General features: G+C 64.1%; 16 protein-coding genes. 11 read left to right on the forward strand and 5 right to left on the reverse strand.

The features are described from left to right. Positions 1–31: 31 nt before the first annotated feature. The 10 genes from P9236_RS05010 (at position 32) to P9236_RS05055 (ending at position 9,764) form a co-directional block, all read left to right on the forward strand. Complete coding sequence (locus tag P9236_RS05010) at positions 32–1,177, forward strand: ABC transporter ATP-binding protein (RefSeq protein WP_278073480.1); 1,146 nt, start codon at positions 32–34, stop codon at positions 1,175–1,177. 110 nt (positions 1,178–1,287) lie between these two features. Next, a complete protein-coding gene (locus P9236_RS05015) occupies positions 1,288–2,535 on the forward strand; it encodes a sugar ABC transporter substrate-binding protein (RefSeq protein ID WP_278073481.1) in 1,248 nt (415 codons plus the stop codon). Between the two features lie 133 nt (positions 2,536–2,668). After that, positions 2,669–3,565 (forward strand): sugar ABC transporter permease, encoded by an 897-nt coding sequence (locus tag P9236_RS05020; protein WP_278073482.1) that lies wholly within the window; start codon positions 2,669–2,671, stop codon positions 3,563–3,565. A gap of 5 nt (positions 3,566–3,570) precedes the next feature. Further along, a complete protein-coding gene (locus P9236_RS05025; protein WP_278073483.1) occupies positions 3,571–4,413 on the forward strand; it encodes a carbohydrate ABC transporter permease in 843 nt (280 codons plus the stop codon). A gap of 61 nt (positions 4,414–4,474) precedes the next feature. Then, on the forward strand, positions 4,475–5,296 hold the full coding sequence (locus P9236_RS05030) for a sugar phosphate isomerase/epimerase (RefSeq protein ID WP_278073484.1): 822 nt from the start codon (positions 4,475–4,477) through the stop codon (positions 5,294–5,296). 5 nt (positions 5,297–5,301) lie between these two features. Further along, positions 5,302–6,378: a Gfo/Idh/MocA family oxidoreductase gene (locus tag P9236_RS05035; protein WP_278073485.1), complete on the forward strand. Its 1,077-nt coding sequence runs from the start codon at positions 5,302–5,304 to the stop codon at positions 6,376–6,378. Continuing rightward, entirely contained in the window at positions 6,378–7,196 is an 819-nt protein-coding gene (locus P9236_RS05040) for a sugar phosphate isomerase/epimerase (protein WP_278073486.1), read from the forward strand. Before P9236_RS05035 ends, P9236_RS05040 begins: the two co-directional genes overlap by 1 nt. Then, the gene (locus P9236_RS05045) at positions 7,196–8,014 is read left to right on the forward strand and encodes an alpha/beta hydrolase (RefSeq protein WP_278073487.1); all 819 of its coding nucleotides are present in this window, start codon (positions 7,196–7,198) and stop codon (positions 8,012–8,014) included. The genes P9236_RS05040 and P9236_RS05045 overlap by 1 nt, the downstream gene beginning before the upstream one ends. Beyond that, positions 8,011–8,733, forward strand: coding sequence for a ribulose-phosphate 3-epimerase (locus P9236_RS05050; protein ID WP_278073488.1), 723 nt, complete (start codon positions 8,011–8,013; stop codon positions 8,731–8,733). The genes P9236_RS05045 and P9236_RS05050 overlap by 4 nt, the downstream gene beginning before the upstream one ends. Then, positions 8,733–9,764 carry an ROK family protein gene (locus P9236_RS05055; protein ID WP_278073489.1) on the forward strand — a complete coding sequence of 344 codons (1,032 nt, stop codon included), beginning with the start codon at positions 8,733–8,735 and terminating at the stop codon, positions 9,762–9,764. Before P9236_RS05050 ends, P9236_RS05055 begins: the two co-directional genes overlap by 1 nt. A 53-nt stretch (positions 9,765–9,817) precedes the next feature. Here the strand turns inward: P9236_RS05055 and P9236_RS05060 are convergent, their stop codons facing one another. Both P9236_RS05060 and P9236_RS05065 read right to left on the reverse strand, forming a co-directional pair. Beyond that, a complete protein-coding gene (locus tag P9236_RS05060) occupies positions 9,818–10,375 on the reverse strand; it encodes a hypothetical protein (protein WP_278073490.1) in 558 nt (185 codons plus the stop codon). Positions 10,376–10,385: 10 nt separating this feature from the next. Continuing rightward, positions 10,386–11,225 carry a class I SAM-dependent methyltransferase gene (locus P9236_RS05065; protein WP_278073491.1) on the reverse strand — a complete coding sequence of 280 codons (840 nt, stop codon included), beginning with the start codon at positions 11,223–11,225 and terminating at the stop codon, positions 10,386–10,388. Positions 11,226–11,308: 83 nt separating this feature from the next. Between P9236_RS05065 and P9236_RS05070 the strand changes: the two genes are divergently transcribed. After that, entirely contained in the window at positions 11,309–12,265 is a 957-nt protein-coding gene (locus P9236_RS05070) for a LysR family transcriptional regulator (protein WP_278073492.1), read from the forward strand. Positions 12,266–12,292: 27 nt separating this feature from the next. Here P9236_RS05070 and P9236_RS05075 read toward each other — a convergent pair whose 3' ends face one another. The 3 genes from P9236_RS05075 to P9236_RS05085 all read right to left on the reverse strand — a co-directional run bounded on the left by P9236_RS05075 (position 12,293) and on the right by P9236_RS05085 (position 14,219). Further along, positions 12,293–12,628, reverse strand: a complete 336-nt coding sequence (locus P9236_RS05075; protein WP_278073493.1) for a hypothetical protein — start codon at positions 12,626–12,628, stop codon at positions 12,293–12,295. Positions 12,629–12,656: 28 nt separating this feature from the next. Further along, entirely contained in the window at positions 12,657–13,364 is a 708-nt protein-coding gene (locus P9236_RS05080; RefSeq protein WP_278073494.1) for a GntR family transcriptional regulator, read from the reverse strand. A gap of 108 nt (positions 13,365–13,472) precedes the next feature. Beyond that, positions 13,473–14,219 (reverse strand): aspartate/glutamate racemase family protein, encoded by a 747-nt coding sequence (locus tag P9236_RS05085; RefSeq protein ID WP_278073495.1) that lies wholly within the window; start codon positions 14,217–14,219, stop codon positions 13,473–13,475. Between the last annotated feature and the right edge of the window lie 4 nt (positions 14,220–14,223).

Here is a 14,223-nt window from a genome sequence, read left to right on the forward strand (position 1 = left end):
ATCAACGGCTTAGACTTGTGGAGGGAGGAAGATGGCAGAAGTCATTCTCGAGAATATCTGCAAGACCTATGGGAACAATTTTCACGCGATCGACCAACTGAACCTATCGGTCGAGGATGGTGAGTTCTTGATTCTCGTCGGGCCGTCCGGCTGCGGCAAATCCACGGCGTTGCGAATGATCGCCGGGTTGGAGGACGTCACAAGCGGCAGCCTTCGGATCGGCGGCGTAGACGTCGTCGACATGCCGCCCAAGGATCGCGACATCGCGATGGTCTTCCAGAGCTACGCGCTCTATCCGCATATGACGGTGTTCGAAAACATCGCCTTTTCGATGCGCCTGGCAGGCAAGCCGAAGGCCGAGCGCAAGAAGCGCGTGGATGAGATAGCCAAAACCCTTCAGCTGACGTCGCTGCTGGACAGCAAACCCGCGAACCTTTCGGGCGGACAGCGCCAACGGGTTGCCATGGGCCGCGCCATGGTGCGCGAGCCAGCCGCCTTTCTCATGGACGAACCGCTTTCCAATCTGGACGCGAAACTGCGCGTGCAAATGCGCGCCGAAATCACCAGCCTGCAAAAGCAGCTCGGCGTAACGACCATATACGTGACCCACGACCAGACTGAAGCGATGACGATGGGGGACCGGGTCGCGGTGCTGAAAGGCGGCGTGCTGCAGCAGGTCGACACACCCAAGAGGCTCTATAAATCGCCGGTCAACGCCTTCGTCGCCGGCTTCATCGGCTCCCCTTCGATGAACCTTTTCGAGGCGACCCTGACGGGCGACGAACTGAGGTCCGGCACCTTCGCCATTCGGCTGCAGGATGCAGCCTTCGCGCGCAAGCCAGGTTTGAGGTCGTACGCGGGGCGCAAGGTCGTGTTCGGGATCCGGCCGGAGGACCTCTATGACAGCAGCCTAGAATCGGGCCGCAAGTATCAGACGATACCGGCACAGGTGACCTCGATCGAAGAACTCGGGTCCGAGCATATCGTCCATCTCAGCATCGACGCGGTGCGGGTGGACTCCGGCGACCCGGACGCGGTGCAAGATTTCGGCATGACGTCGAACGCGGTGGCGAAATTCGAACCGGTCAGCGAAGTCCGTTCCGGCTCGGAAATCCGGTTGGCCCTGGACGATACCAAGCTGCATTTCTTCGATCCCGAGACACGTCTGGCGATCTGAAGATCCGCGGCAAGGCCCGCAGGCGAGGGCGAGGCGCCTGCGAACGAAGACTTCTGGATAACCAGACGATCGTCCGCATTGTGCGGCCGATCTTTAAGAAGGAGGAGAAAATGACGTTTCGGATAAAACCCGCGATGCTGAAAATGGCAGCGGCCGCATGGTTGCTTGGCGCAACCGGCGCCATGGCGGACACGACGCTGGAATTCACCCAATGGTGGGAGCCTGAGCTGCCCGCAGGCTCCTTGCGGAAAATCATGGACGATTTCGAGGCCGCGAACCCTGGAATCAAGGTGACGCTGGTCAGCGGCCCCTATGCGACCACGCGAGACCAGATCTCGGTCGGTGCCGCAACCGGAACGCTCAGCGACGTCGTCGGCCTCGACGGCGCCTGGGTGAACAACCTGAATGCGCAGAACGCGCTGGCCGACATGAACCCGATGATGGATGCGAGCAAGTTCGACAAAGCCCAAGTCGCGGATATCATCAAGGTGGACGGCAAAGCGGTGATGTTTCCCGTGGCTTCGTTCGTCTATCCTGTGTTCGTGAATCTGGACCTCGCCGCCCAGGCGGGCGTCACCAAGCTGCCGTCGACCCGCGCCGAGTTTCTCGAAGCCGCCAAGAAGATGACCCATGCGGACAAGAACCAGTATGGCTGGGTGCTGCCGCTGTCGCTGCAAACGCCGTCCGGCGTCCAGAACGACATGATGTCGTGGGTCTGGGCATCGGGTCAATCGATGATGGCGGACGGCAAGCCCGCTCTCGAGGGCAAACCGGTGGTGGATATGCTGACCTTCGTCAAATCACTCAATGATGCCGGCACCGTCTCGCCCGGCATCGCCACCAAGACCGAGCAGGAAAAAGTCGAGGAATTCGTCAACGACCGGGTCGGGATGATGATCGACTCGCTCGCGCATGTGAACCTCATCCGCAAGCGCAATCCCAAGCTGAACTTCGACCTCATTCCGGTCCCGGTCGTGGAGAACTACAACGGCAAGCGCGGCCTTCCCTATGCCTCCTGGGGCATCGGCATCTCCGCGGGCTCGAAGCATCAGGAAGAGGCCTGGAAACTCGTCCAGTATCTGATGAGCGAAAAGGTGAACGCCAAGCTGGTGTCGCTTGCCAACGCCTTCCCGGGCAACGTCAATGCGAAGCCCGATTTCGTGACCTCCGACAAGGCTTTCGGCAAGGCTTTCGAAATCTTCAAGACCGGTTACCTTGCCAACGAGTTCACGGGCCTGCCGGTGGCGGAAGATCTGATGACCCAGTTCGACGTGGAAGCCCAGAAGATGCTCGCCGGCGAGCAGTCCCCGGAGCAGGCCGCAGCCAACGCGCAAAAGGGCTGGATTGCGAAATTCTGATCGGCTTGTTTTACGATCTTCGACCGGGAGGCCTGACTTCGGGCAGGCCTCCCGGCAAACGAGCACAGGCAATGCGAGACGGACCCGTTTCCGAAACTCGCCTTCTCTTGAAGGCGTATCCCAAGGTTGGCATATGACCCGGCAGAAGCGCTCCCGCCATAGACTGAAACGAGCGGTCGCACCCTATCTCTACCTGTCGCCCTCGCTCCTCATAATCGGCCTTCTGATGCTGCTGCCGATGGTGACGGTGATTGCGTATTCGTTCCAGAACAGCGCGGTGCTGCGTCGCGACCCGTCCTTTGCCGGACTGAAACACTACCAGGCGATCTTTGCCGATCCCGTGTTCTGGGCATCGCTTTGGCACACGCTCTACTTCACCTGCATGAGCGTCGTCTTCCACATGACCGTCGGCATGATCTTCGCGCTCATGCTGAACAGCGACCGCATCAATCCGACGCTGCGCAATGTCCTGCGCGTACTCTACATACTGCCCTGGCTGTTCACCGCAGTGATCATTGCGGTGATCTGGCGCCTCCTGCTCGAGCCGAACGGTGTCGTGAACAGCATCCTCATGCAGATCGGCGTCATCGGTTCCAAGGTCGAGTGGTTCTCCTCGCCCGAGACCGCGCTGCACGCCGTCACTTTCGCCAATATCTGGGCCGGCTACCCGCTTTTCATGGTCAGCCTGCTCGCAGGCCTGCAGGGCATTCCCAAGGATTTCTACGAGGCTGCCGATATCGACGGCGCGAAGGCCTACCAGAAGCTGATCTTCATCACCATCCCGCAACTGATGCCGATCATCATCAGCATCTCGCTGCTCGATTTCATCTGGACCATGCAGGTCTTCCCGCTGATCTGGATAACGACGGGCGGCGGCCCGATCTACTCGACCGAGGTGCTGAGCACCTACACCTATAAGCTGGCATTTTCGAGCTACAACCTGTCACAGGCGGCGGCAAGCGCCGTGATCATCCTGCTGATCTCTCTCGGCCTGACGCTGTTCTACATCCGTTATCAAAAGGCCCGGTAGTCACCATGAGGAAAAGACACTCGCCGAAAGACAGGCTGATCACCGTCGCGCTGCATGTCGCGCTTGCCGCGGGGCTGTTTTTCGCAGCCTTCCCGATCTACTGGATGCTGAGCAGCTCGTTCAAATCAAATACCGAAATCTTTGCCCTGCCGCCAACCATCCTGCCGAAGGCCTTCACGCTGGAAGCGTATGCAGCCATCCTTGGCGATCCGGTAAAGCTGCGCTTCTTCTTCAACAGCTACTTCGTGGCCGGAGCGGTAACCGTGCTGACGGTGCTGATCGCGTTGCTCGCAGCCTATGGATTCAGCCGCTTCAACTTCCGCGGCAAGGGCAGCCTGAACACGCTCATCATCAGCACGCAGACGATCCCGCCGATCACGCTTTTGATCCCCTTCTTCGGGCTTGTCGTCTCATATGGCATCTTCGACACCTATATCGCGCTGATCCTGACTTACCTGGTGTTCACGCTGCCCTACGCGATCCTGCTGATGACGGGATATCTGAACACCTTGCCCCGCGATCTCGACGAAGCGGTGGCCGTCGACGGCGGCACCAGTTGGACGGCTCTTTGGCGGGTGATTGTGCCGATCTCGCTGCCCGGCATCGTGGCGACGTCGGTCTACACCTTCCTGCTGTGCTGGAACGAATTTCTCTTTGCGCTGACACTGACGAAGTCGACGTCGATGCGCACCGTCCCGATCGGCATCCAGCTGCTGATGGGGCAGCACGCCTTCGAATGGAACCAGATGATGGCGATGAGCGTGCTCGGCTCGCTACCGCTCTTGCTCATTTACCTCATTGCCCAGAGGTTCTTCCTCGCCGGCATGACCGCGGGCTCGGTCAAGTAGATATCCATCCCATGGAGCGCAGAGCGACATCAGGGAATGGGCGGTATCAAGGATTGAAAGGATGAACGTGAAAGACCTCAAAGTCGGCTGCCAGACCTTCACCTGGGAAATGCTCGGAGACCGCTTCACAGGCGGCCCCGACGATCTGCTCAAGGCGATCGTCGAGGGCGGCTATGCCGGCATCGAGATCACCGATACGATGGTCGGCCGCTATGCCGGCAAGCCGGCGGAGTTCGGCGCAGCGTTGAGATCGCTTGGCCTTACGCTCGTTTCCTTCGCCTTCGGCTCGAAGAGCGGCTTCACGCTGAAGGAGAAGATCGGCGCCGACCTCGATACCGCCAAGCGCTGGATCGACTTCGCCGCCGCCTTTCCCGACGCGCTGGTCTCGATGGGTTCGGCGACGGTGGTGTCCGGCGGGCCACGCGACGACAAGTTCGCGATTGCAGCCGAGGTCTACAACAAGGCCGGCGAGATCGGACGCGAGGCCGGCGTCCAGGTCGCGGTGCATCCGAGCTCGCATCACAACACGCTGCTCTTCGACCGCGCCGACTACGACCGCATCTTCTCCCTGATCGACGCCTCGCTGGTCGGCTGGGTGCCGGACACGGGCCACATGCTGCGCGGTCATCAGGACATGGCCGACACGCTCACCGCCTATCGCGACCGCATCCGCTACGTGCACCTGAAGGATGTCGACGCAAGCGGCACCTGGGCGATGCTCGGCAAAGGCGTCTGCGACACGGCAAAGGTGATCGAGATCGCCGGCGCCGCGCCCAACTTCAACGGCTGGCTGGTGCTGGAAGAAGAATCCGAAACCGCCGCCGCCGATCCGGCTGGCGCGGTCAAAACCAATCGGCAGACCATGCGCGGCTACGGGGCCTGAAGACGATGATCCGCAAACAAGACCGTTGCCTTCGTGTCGGTGTGCTCGGCTGCGGGCCGATCGCGCAGTTCGCGCATCTGGAAAGCTGCGTGAAGGCGAGCAATGCCGACCTGTACGCGATCTGCGACGCGGCGCCCGATCTCTTGGCTCGTATGGGCGCGACTTATGAACCCGAGAAAATGTACGGCGATTATGACGAGATGCTCGCCGACCCGGAACTGGAAGCGGTGATCGTCGCGACGTCCGACGCCTATCACGTGCCGATGTCGATCAAGGCGCTCGAAGCCGGCAAGCATGTGCTGTGCGAAAAGCCGATCGGCGTCTCGGTCGAGGAAGGCGAGAAGCTCGCCGAGGCGGTCAAGCGTTCCGGCAAGGTGCTGCAGGTCGGGCACATGAAGCGCTTCGATCCGGCGCTGGAGGCGGCGCGCGATTTCGTGCGCGACGAGATGGGCGATATCCTGGCGCTGAAGGCTTGGTACTGCGATTCCACCCATCGCTATACCAACACCGACGCCGTGCAGCCGCTGCCCATCACCAGCAAGCTTGCGAAGAAGCCGGGCGGCAATCCGAAGGCCGACCTGAGACAGTATTTCATGCTGGCGCACGGCTCGCATCTGGTCGACACGGCGCGTTTCCTTGCCGGCGAGATCACCGCCGTGCGCGCGCGCCTCAACGAGCGCTTCGGCGCCTATTGCTGGTTCGTCGAAACCGAGTTCGCCAATGGCGCGCTCGGCCACCTCGACCTGACCGTCGCCGTGCGCATGGACTGGCACGAGGGCTTCCAGCTCTACGGCGAGAATGGCTCGGTGGTCGCGAAGACCTTCAATCCCTGGTATTTCCGGGCGAGCGAGGTCGACATCTTTCACGAGAAGGATGCGACCTCGCGCAGGCCGCTCGGCGCCGACGGCCATTTCTTCCGCCGCCAGTTGGAAGGCCTCGCCGACACCGTGCTCGACGGGAAGCCACAGCGCGGCGCAACCGTCGAGGACGGGCTCGCTTCGATCCGCGCCATGGTGGCGATCGCCCGCTCGGTCGAAAGCGGCGAGCGCGTCGAGCTCGCCGGCGTTGCGGGAGCGGTGTGATGCAGGTCGGGGTGTTTGCCAAGACCTTTCCAGGCAGCGAACCGGCCGGCGTGCTTGGCGCCGTGCGCGACGCGGGTTTCGCGGTCACCCAATTCAACCTTGCCTGCGCCGGCTTGCCGTCGATGCCGGACGCGGTCTCCGACGCCGCGATCGACGCCATCGATGCCGCTGCCAAGGCTACCGGCATCGGCCTCGTCGCGCTGTCAGGCACCTACAACCTGGCGCATCCGGACAGCCGCGTGCGCGACGACGGGCTGCGGCGGCTGGCGGCCGTCATCGAGACTGCAGCCCGGCTGTCCGTCCCACTCGTCACGCTCTGCACCGGAACGCGCAACACCCAAGACCAGTGGGCGCATCATCCCGACAATGCGGATCCCTCGGCCTGGACCGACATGGCGCGCGAGATGGCAAAGGCGCTTCAGCTTGCCGAACGCTATGGCGTCGACCTCGGCATCGAGCCGGAGCAGGCCAACATCGTAACCTCGGCCGACGACGCCGTGCGGCTGATCGCCGAGATGGGCTCGAAGCGGCTGCGCATCGTGCTCGATCCCGCCAATCTGTTCGAGCAGGCGAATACAGAGGAGGCACGCACCATTGTCGCCGCGGCGGTCGAGCGCACGGCTGGTCATGTCTCCCTGGCGCACGCCAAGGATCGCTTCGCCGATGGGCGCTTTGCCGCGGCCGGACAAGGCGTCGTCGACTTCGCCGGCTTCATCGCTCGCCTGAAAGCTACTGGCTTCGACGGGCCGCTGGTGACGCACGGGCTCTCCGCCGAGGAAGCGCCAGGGGTCGCGCGTTTCCTTGAGGATCTGGTGTGATGGGCACACTGCTCCGCGACGGCGCCACACTCCGCGTCACCGACACGGGCGAAGGCCTCGCTGTCGTCTTCCAACACGGGCTGGGCGGCGGCGAGGCGCAGGTCGCGCAGACTTTTCCTCCCGGCTTCCGCCGCATCACGCTGGAATGCCGTGGGCATGGCGGCTCCGGGCTCGGCAAGCGGCGGCCGTTCTCGTTCGAAATGTTCGCCGATGACGTTCTGGCCGCAGCCGACCAGGCCGGCCTGGACCGCTTCATTGCCGGCGGCGTCTCGATGGGCGCGGCGATCGCGCTGCGTCTCGCCTGCCGTCATCCGCGGCGCGTCGCCGGCCTGATCCTGGTGCGGCCGGCCTGGACGTTTTCCCCGGCGCCACAGAACATGCGGCCGATTGCCGAGGTCGCCGAGCTCATCCTCGCACACGGGGCCGACAAGGGGCGGACGATCTTCGCACAGTCCGAGACCGCCGCGCGGCTCTATCGCGAGGCGCCCGACAATCTTTCCTCGCTGCTCGGTTATTTCGACCGGCCCGACGCCGGTGCATTCGCGCAAGTGCTGGCCAACATCGCCACCGACGGGCCAGGAGTTTCCGAGCGCGACGCCGCAGCACTCGAGATTCCGGTACTCGTCATCGGCAACGAAGTCGATGCCGTCCATCCGCTGTCGACGGCCTATGCACTGGCTGCCGCGATACCCAAGGCGATCTTCGCCGAGATCACGCCCAAGGCGCGCGACAGCGTGAAGCATTTCGGCGAATTGCACGAGCAGATCAGTTCCTTCCTCCAGTCCCACTCGAATGTCCGGAGCTCCATTCCGTCATGATCGCCAAATCCCTCTCCGGACCCGCGGCAATAGCCGCATTGCCACGCAACCGGCTTATCGGCGAGTTCTCGCTGTGGTCGGCGGATCTCGCCAATATGGACCACGACCTTAAGCGCATCGAAGCCTATGCCGACCTGCACCACATCGACGTTGCGGACGCACGCTTCACCCCCGGCTTCCTGTTCTTTCCCGACCTGGTGGCGCGCATCGCCAGGCTGACGGCGAAGCCGATCCACGTGCATCTGATGGTCGAAGCCGAAATCGTCGAGGCGCAGACGCGCCAGTTCATCGAGGCCGGCGCCGACCTCGTCACCATCCATGCCGAGAACGGCGAGGCCGGCCTGCGCGCGGTAGAACTGGCGCGTGAGCTCGGCGCCGAGGCCGGCGTCGTGCTGCGGCTCGAGACGCCGGTTTCCGCGATCGAGCCCTTCCTGCCGGACGTCGCCTTCGTGACGCTGCTCGGCACCTCGATCGGCGTCAAAGGGCAGAGCCTGTCCGAAAAAGCTTGCCCCCGCCTGATCGAGGCGCGCGCGCTGATGAGGAATGCCGGCCGCGAGGCCGACATCCTGCTTGCCGCCGACGGCGGCATACGCCACGAGACGGTGCCGCTGCTGCGGGCCGCCGGCGCCGACACTGTGGTGCTCGGCTCACTCGCCTTCGGCGATCCTGATCTTGCGCAGCGCATGGCCTGGTTGCACGGGCTGAAGGCCGCCGCCTGATGAGCACGCTCGCGCTTGCCTTCGATCTCGGCGGCACGGAACTGCGCGGCGCGCTGGTCGAGCGCAGCGGCGAGGTCGTCGCGCGCGTCTCGGAGCCAACATTGGCCGGCGCCGGATCGGAAGCGGTCATCGGCCAGATCATTGTGCTGGCGGGCAAACTGCTCGAGGAGCATCCGCAGGCAAGGGTCATCGGCATCGGCGCGTGCGCGCCCGGCCCGCTCGATCCCAAGGCAGGCATCGTCATCGGACCGCCGACGCTCGCCGGCTGGCACAACGTGCCCATGATCGACATTTTGAGCCGCCAGTTCGGCCTGCCGGTGCGGCTGGAGAACGATGCCAACGCCGCCGCGCTCGGCGAATGGCGTTTCGGCGCCGGCCGCGGCGCCGCATCGATGGTCTTCGTCACCGTGTCGACCGGGATCGGCGGCGGCGTGATCGCCGACGGCCACATCTATCACGGCAGGCGCGGGCTCGCGGCCGAGATCGGCCATATGACGATCACCGGCGAAGGCGATCGCTGCTTCTGCGGCAATGTCGGCTGCTTCGAGGCCGTCGCTTCCGGCACCGCGCTCGGACGCCGGGCGACGCGGCTCACCGCGCCTGGCGACGGCTCGCTGCTGCGGCGGCTTTCCAAGGATGGCGATGTCTCCGCCCGCCATGTCGTCGAGGCCGCGCGGACGGGCGATGCCAGCGCCCGCCGGCTGATCGAAGCCGAAGCGAAATGGCTCGGCATCGGCTTCACCAATCTCCTGCATCTTTATTCGCCGGAGGTGATCGTCATGGGCGGCGGGCTCGCCAACGGCTTCGAGCTGCTGGCGCCAGGCATCAGGGCAACGATCGATGAGCGCGCCATGCAAGCCTATCGCGACGTGCCGATCGTGCCGGCGGAGCTCGGCGACCGCGCCGGCCTTGTCGGCGCGGCAAGCCTGATCCTGTGGGAAGGCGAGCCGGGCACGGCGCTGGCGATGGTGCAGGACGACGAGACAAAGACCGGTGGAGCGGCCGGCGCCAGAGAAGCAAACCATGGCTGAGCTCAAGGCGCGCGGCGACGAGTTCTTGCTGGGCATCGCGCCTATGGCAGAGATCATCGAGCGGATGAAGGAGAGCGGAGGGACCTGAGATCGCCTGCCTCCTTATCGCCGTCGCTGCGCGCGGCCTTGGGCTGAGGGCGCGCCAGCAGATAGAAGGCGGCAACATGCGTGATCATCAGCAGCGGCACATAGACGATCGGGATCACGTAGGTGGCACCCAATTGTCCCGCCAGGTCCGGAAGGTCGAGCAGTGTGCCGTGGTAGTAGTCGACGACAAGGTCGACTGTCCCGACCACATTGAAAGCGACGACGAGCGGCCAGAAGATCGAGGGTCGCCTCACGGCAAGCAGCGCCAGCATGGCCAGCAGTCCGGTCGCGAAATCGCCATAGGCGGCAAAGACGGCAAAGTCGGCTGGCAGGTTCGGACCGACGACGCCCGGAAGTAGGAAGACCAGCCCGAAGAAACGGAAGCTGTGCAGCGTGGCGATGGCGCGCTGCGCCTCGACGCTGTCCATCGTCTTGAGCCTTGGCCAGACATAAGCGCCGAAGCAAAGCAGCCAAGGCACATAGCCCAGGACGAGATGGATGTTGAAGATGGTCGCCGGCGACATTTCCACCTCCTCAGTTGCTTGAATTGCTTGCCGGAATTGCTTCGAACACCGCCGTCAGGATGCCGAGCCGGCCTTCCATCAGATTGCGTCCGAGATTGGCGGCAAAATCCGCGAAACCCGGACCCATGACGACGCCGAGATTCAGCGAGGGCGGCGGCCCGGACGCCCGCAGCGCCGCGAACCAGGTCTTGGCATCCGCTGTATCGTCCTGCTGGACCAGCAGGCGGAACCCTGCGGCCTCGATCGCCTCGCAGGTCTCGGTCGCGGAGAGCAGAAAGCTTTCGGCCGACGTTCTCGCCCAGGGCACCGGATAGTGCGGATCGCCACCGTTCAGAACGACATCGAAGGTCGCGAATTTTCCGCCCGGCTTCAGCATGCGCCTGATCTCGCGGTAGAGAAGCGGCCGGTCCGCGATATTCATCGCCACATGCTGCAGCAACACGACATCGAAACCGCCGTCATCGAGCGGAAGCGCCAGCGCGCTGCCGGCCTTGAACGACACTTGTCCGTCCTGCCCCGTGCGCGCGGTGAGATACTGCGCGGCTTCGACGAAGGGCTCGCTGAGGTCGACGCCCGTGACGCTACAGCCATAGGTCGCGGCGAGAAAGCGGGCCGGTCCGCCCACGCCCGACCCGACGTCGAGGACCGACATGCCGGCCATAACGCCGGCCAATTTGGCAAGCTCCGCCGTTGCGGCGAGGCCGCGGGTGTGGAACTGGTCGAGGGTCGCCAGTTGCTCGGGCTTCAACTGCTGTTCGTTCGGCCCCAATACGGCCAGTGCCGTCTTCAGTCGCTCGGCGAGGCCGGTCGCGCGGTAGTGATCGCGCACGCGATCCAAATCGTTCGTCATTGCCACTTCCTTCAGGCTTCCAATACACGACACAGATACGACCGCTTTGTGCCGGCAACTATCCACGATAATGTCGATGGGTCATGAAGCAGAACTTCACAGTCCGGCATGGCGCGCTCGACGGCGTCGAAGCATTCTTGAGCGTCGCCAGGCACCGCAACTTCCGTAAGGCGGCGGCGGAACTTGGTGTCACGCCATCGGCGATCAGCCAGGCGGTGCGGACGCTCGAGGCGCGCATCGGCGCCGCGCTCTTCACACGCACGACACGCAGCGTCGGCCTGACCGAAGCCGGCGAGCGTTTTTTTTCGCGCGCACGGCCGGCTTTCGAGGAATTGATAGCCGCGAGCGAGGTCGCGCGCGGAATCGGCCAACGGCCGGCCGGGCTCTTGCGCCTCTCGGTGCCGCCCGCGGTTGTGCCGACCCTGCTGGAGCCGATGATCGCGTCCTTCTGCCAGGCCTATCCCGAGATCGAGCTGGAGATCGTCGCAAGCGGCGAACTGGCCGATCTCGCCGTCGAAGGATTTGATGCCGGCATCCGAATGGGGGACCTGATCGCGCCCGACATGATCGCGGTTCGACTGACGCCGCCCTTCCCGATGATGGTCGTCGGCAGCCCCGACTATCTACACCAGCGAACAGCCCCGGAGCGCATCGAGGATCTGCGTCACCACGCCTGCCTTCGCCTGCGCCGATCGAACGGTTCGGTCGCGCCGTGGCGCTTCACCAAGGGCAACAAGGCAATCGAGGCGATCGTCACAGGACCCCTCATAGCGCAGGACTACCCTACCCTCCTCGGCGCCGCGATCCAGGGCGCCGGACTTGCCCAGGTGCCCAGTCCGATTGCCGGTGACGCGGTTGCGGATGGACGCCTCGATACGGTCCTGACGGCCTTCGCCGTCACATCGCCGGGTGTCTTTCTCTACTACCCGGAAAGGCATCAAGTGCTGCCGAAGCTGCGCGCATTCATCGATCATATCCGCTCGCAAGGCGGCGCCGACGTTTCCCGAAAACGATCGCGGGAACGGCAGGCTCGGGCCTGACGTATCACCCGTCGGACCGGCCGTGCCCTACTCGCTGGCGCGCCAGGCGAGGATCCTGTGGATCTCGTTCCGCTTGTCTTCCGACAAACCAGAAAGCTGGTTCTCGTCCAGATATCCTTCCCGGATGAGAACCGCGAAAACGACGATAAGCTGTGAATAGCGGTAGTCGAACATCCGATCGATCTTCAGCCGTTGCTGCCGCAGGTAGTCTTCGATGTCCCACATGGCCGCAGGTGTCGTCACGCCACTAACCTTGCTCTTGAGTTCGGCCATCGTCTTGCCGAGCGCTACCTCCAGTGCTGCGTCGAAGGCGCGGCGTGCGACCTTCTTTTCGGACGGAGACCATTTCAGATCGAAGCTCATGGAGTACCTCGCAGGGCCCGGAGCCGGCCTAGACGCGCAGCAGATCGGCCAGGCTGTCCGACTTCTCCACCTTGTCGGTGAGGTCGAGCCCGGACAGCAGGTCGACCAGGTGGCTGTTCATCAGGGCCGCGGCGTCGGCGCTGTCGCCGGCCTCGATCGCGTCGACCAGCGCATGGTGGGCGTGCTTTTCGCAGGTCGCGTCGCGGCGCTTCCAATAAAGCGCGATGATCAGCGAGGAATGCGAGACGAGATCGCGCACGAAGTTGGTGAAGACGGAATGCGCGGCGATCTCGGCGATGCCGACATGGAAGCGCGCTGACAGCATGATGGCGTCGCTGTCGCGGCCGGCGTGGAGCGCCTCGTGCTCCTTCTCCAGATGCGCCCGCAATTGCGCGATGTCGGACGGCACCGCCGCCTTGGCGGCAAGTGCCGCAACCTTGGGCTCGATCAAGGCGCGGGCCTCGAACACCTCTCGCGCCTCGATCTTCGACGGCTGCGCGACGAAGGCGCCGCGATTGGGTTCCAGCCGCGCCAGCCGGTCATGCGCTAACGCCTGCAGGGCGGAGCGGACGACGGTGCGGCTTACCGAATAGATCGACGCCAGCTCGTCTTCCGGCAGCTTGGTGCCCGGCGCGAGGCGATGGCCGACGATGGCGTCCCTCAGCCCATAGTAGATCGGCGACCAGCGCGCTGCCGGCTTGTCGTCGCGATCGTCTTCCCTGAGTACCGTCAACATGCTTTCAATGCGCAGGCCCGATCCGGCCCGATCTGCCCCCAAATCGCCAGCAGCCAACCCAATCTAATGTCGCCCGCGCCCCGGTCAATCCCGCTGGGATCCGACGCCCTAGCCCGGCGAACCGGCTTCCATGGGCGAGGCCGAGGCAAATATGCCGGCGAAACGCTTGGCGCGCGGTGTCGCATAGCCGCCGACTTTCGATGTCTTCAAGCCCACCTTGAACAGGCTCTCGGCCAGCGTCACCGCGCAGGCGACGCCGTCGAGCACGGGAACGCCGTGCTCTTCCGACAGGCTGTGCGCGAGGTCTGCCATGCCGGCGCAGCCCAGCACAATCGCCTCGGCGCGATCCTCGTTTATGGCGCGCGCAATTTCCTCCGATATCCTGTGCCTCGCATTCGAGCCGGGCCGTTCGAGCTCCAGCACGGCGACTTCCGACGAGCGCACCTTGGCGCAACGCGAGGCAAGACCGTATTTTGCCAGATTGTGCTCGATGGCGGGAACCGAGCGAGCAAGCGTGGTAACGACGCTGAACTTGCCGGCGACAAGGCTGGCGAGGTGGAAGGCCGCCTCGCCGATGCCGATGACCGGAGCCTCGGCAGCGCAGCGCGCGGCGTCGAGCCCGGTGTCGTCGAAGCAAGCGATCACATAGGCGTCCGCCGCCGGCGCCTTGCCCATCTCGGCGATGATGCCCGGAATGGCGAAAACCTCGTCGAAATAGCCCTCGATGCTCGGCGGACCGTCGGCCGGATTGACGGCGATGATTTCGGTGCCCGCCGCCGCGACGCTCGCCGCGGCCTGACCGATCTTGGCGGTCATCGATGCCGTCGTGTTGGGGTTGATGACGAGTATGCGCATTCAA

The organism is Mesorhizobium sp. WSM4884, assembly GCF_029625675.1.
GTDB lineage: Bacteria > Pseudomonadota > Alphaproteobacteria > Rhizobiales > Rhizobiaceae > Mesorhizobium.

What these genes read in the sequence shown, in the direction of transcription:
- P9236_RS05080 (WP_278073494.1), bottom strand. Translation starts at nt 13,364, where the DNA reads ATGTTGACGGTACTCAGGGAAGACGATCGCGACGACAAGCCGGCAGCG.
- P9236_RS05010 (WP_278073480.1), top strand. Translation starts at nt 32, where the DNA reads ATGGCAGAAGTCATTCTCGAGAATATCTGCAAGACCTATGGGAACAAT.
- P9236_RS05025 (WP_278073483.1), top strand. Translation starts at nt 3,571, where the DNA reads ATGAGGAAAAGACACTCGCCGAAAGACAGGCTGATCACCGTCGCGCTG.
- P9236_RS05050 (WP_278073488.1), top strand. Translation starts at nt 8,011, where the DNA reads ATGATCGCCAAATCCCTCTCCGGACCCGCGGCAATAGCCGCATTGCCA.
- P9236_RS05060 (WP_278073490.1), bottom strand. Translation starts at nt 10,375, where the DNA reads ATGTCGCCGGCGACCATCTTCAACATCCATCTCGTCCTGGGCTATGTG.
- P9236_RS05075 (WP_278073493.1), bottom strand. Translation starts at nt 12,628, where the DNA reads ATGAGCTTCGATCTGAAATGGTCTCCGTCCGAAAAGAAGGTCGCACGC.
- P9236_RS05030 (WP_278073484.1), top strand. Translation starts at nt 4,475, where the DNA reads ATGAACGTGAAAGACCTCAAAGTCGGCTGCCAGACCTTCACCTGGGAA.
- P9236_RS05045 (WP_278073487.1), top strand. Translation starts at nt 7,196, where the DNA reads ATGGGCACACTGCTCCGCGACGGCGCCACACTCCGCGTCACCGACACG.
- P9236_RS05085 (WP_278073495.1), bottom strand. Translation starts at nt 14,219, where the DNA reads ATGCGCATACTCGTCATCAACCCCAACACGACGGCATCGATGACCGCC.
- P9236_RS05065 (WP_278073491.1), bottom strand. Translation starts at nt 11,225, where the DNA reads ATGACGAACGATTTGGATCGCGTGCGCGATCACTACCGCGCGACCGGC.
- P9236_RS05040 (WP_278073486.1), top strand. Translation starts at nt 6,378, where the DNA reads ATGCAGGTCGGGGTGTTTGCCAAGACCTTTCCAGGCAGCGAACCGGCC.
- P9236_RS05015 (WP_278073481.1), top strand. Translation starts at nt 1,288, where the DNA reads ATGACGTTTCGGATAAAACCCGCGATGCTGAAAATGGCAGCGGCCGCA.
- P9236_RS05070 (WP_278073492.1), top strand. Translation starts at nt 11,309, where the DNA reads ATGAAGCAGAACTTCACAGTCCGGCATGGCGCGCTCGACGGCGTCGAA.
- P9236_RS05055 (WP_278073489.1), top strand. Translation starts at nt 8,733, where the DNA reads ATGAGCACGCTCGCGCTTGCCTTCGATCTCGGCGGCACGGAACTGCGC.
- P9236_RS05035 (WP_278073485.1), top strand. Translation starts at nt 5,302, where the DNA reads ATGATCCGCAAACAAGACCGTTGCCTTCGTGTCGGTGTGCTCGGCTGC.
- P9236_RS05020 (WP_278073482.1), top strand. Translation starts at nt 2,669, where the DNA reads ATGACCCGGCAGAAGCGCTCCCGCCATAGACTGAAACGAGCGGTCGCA.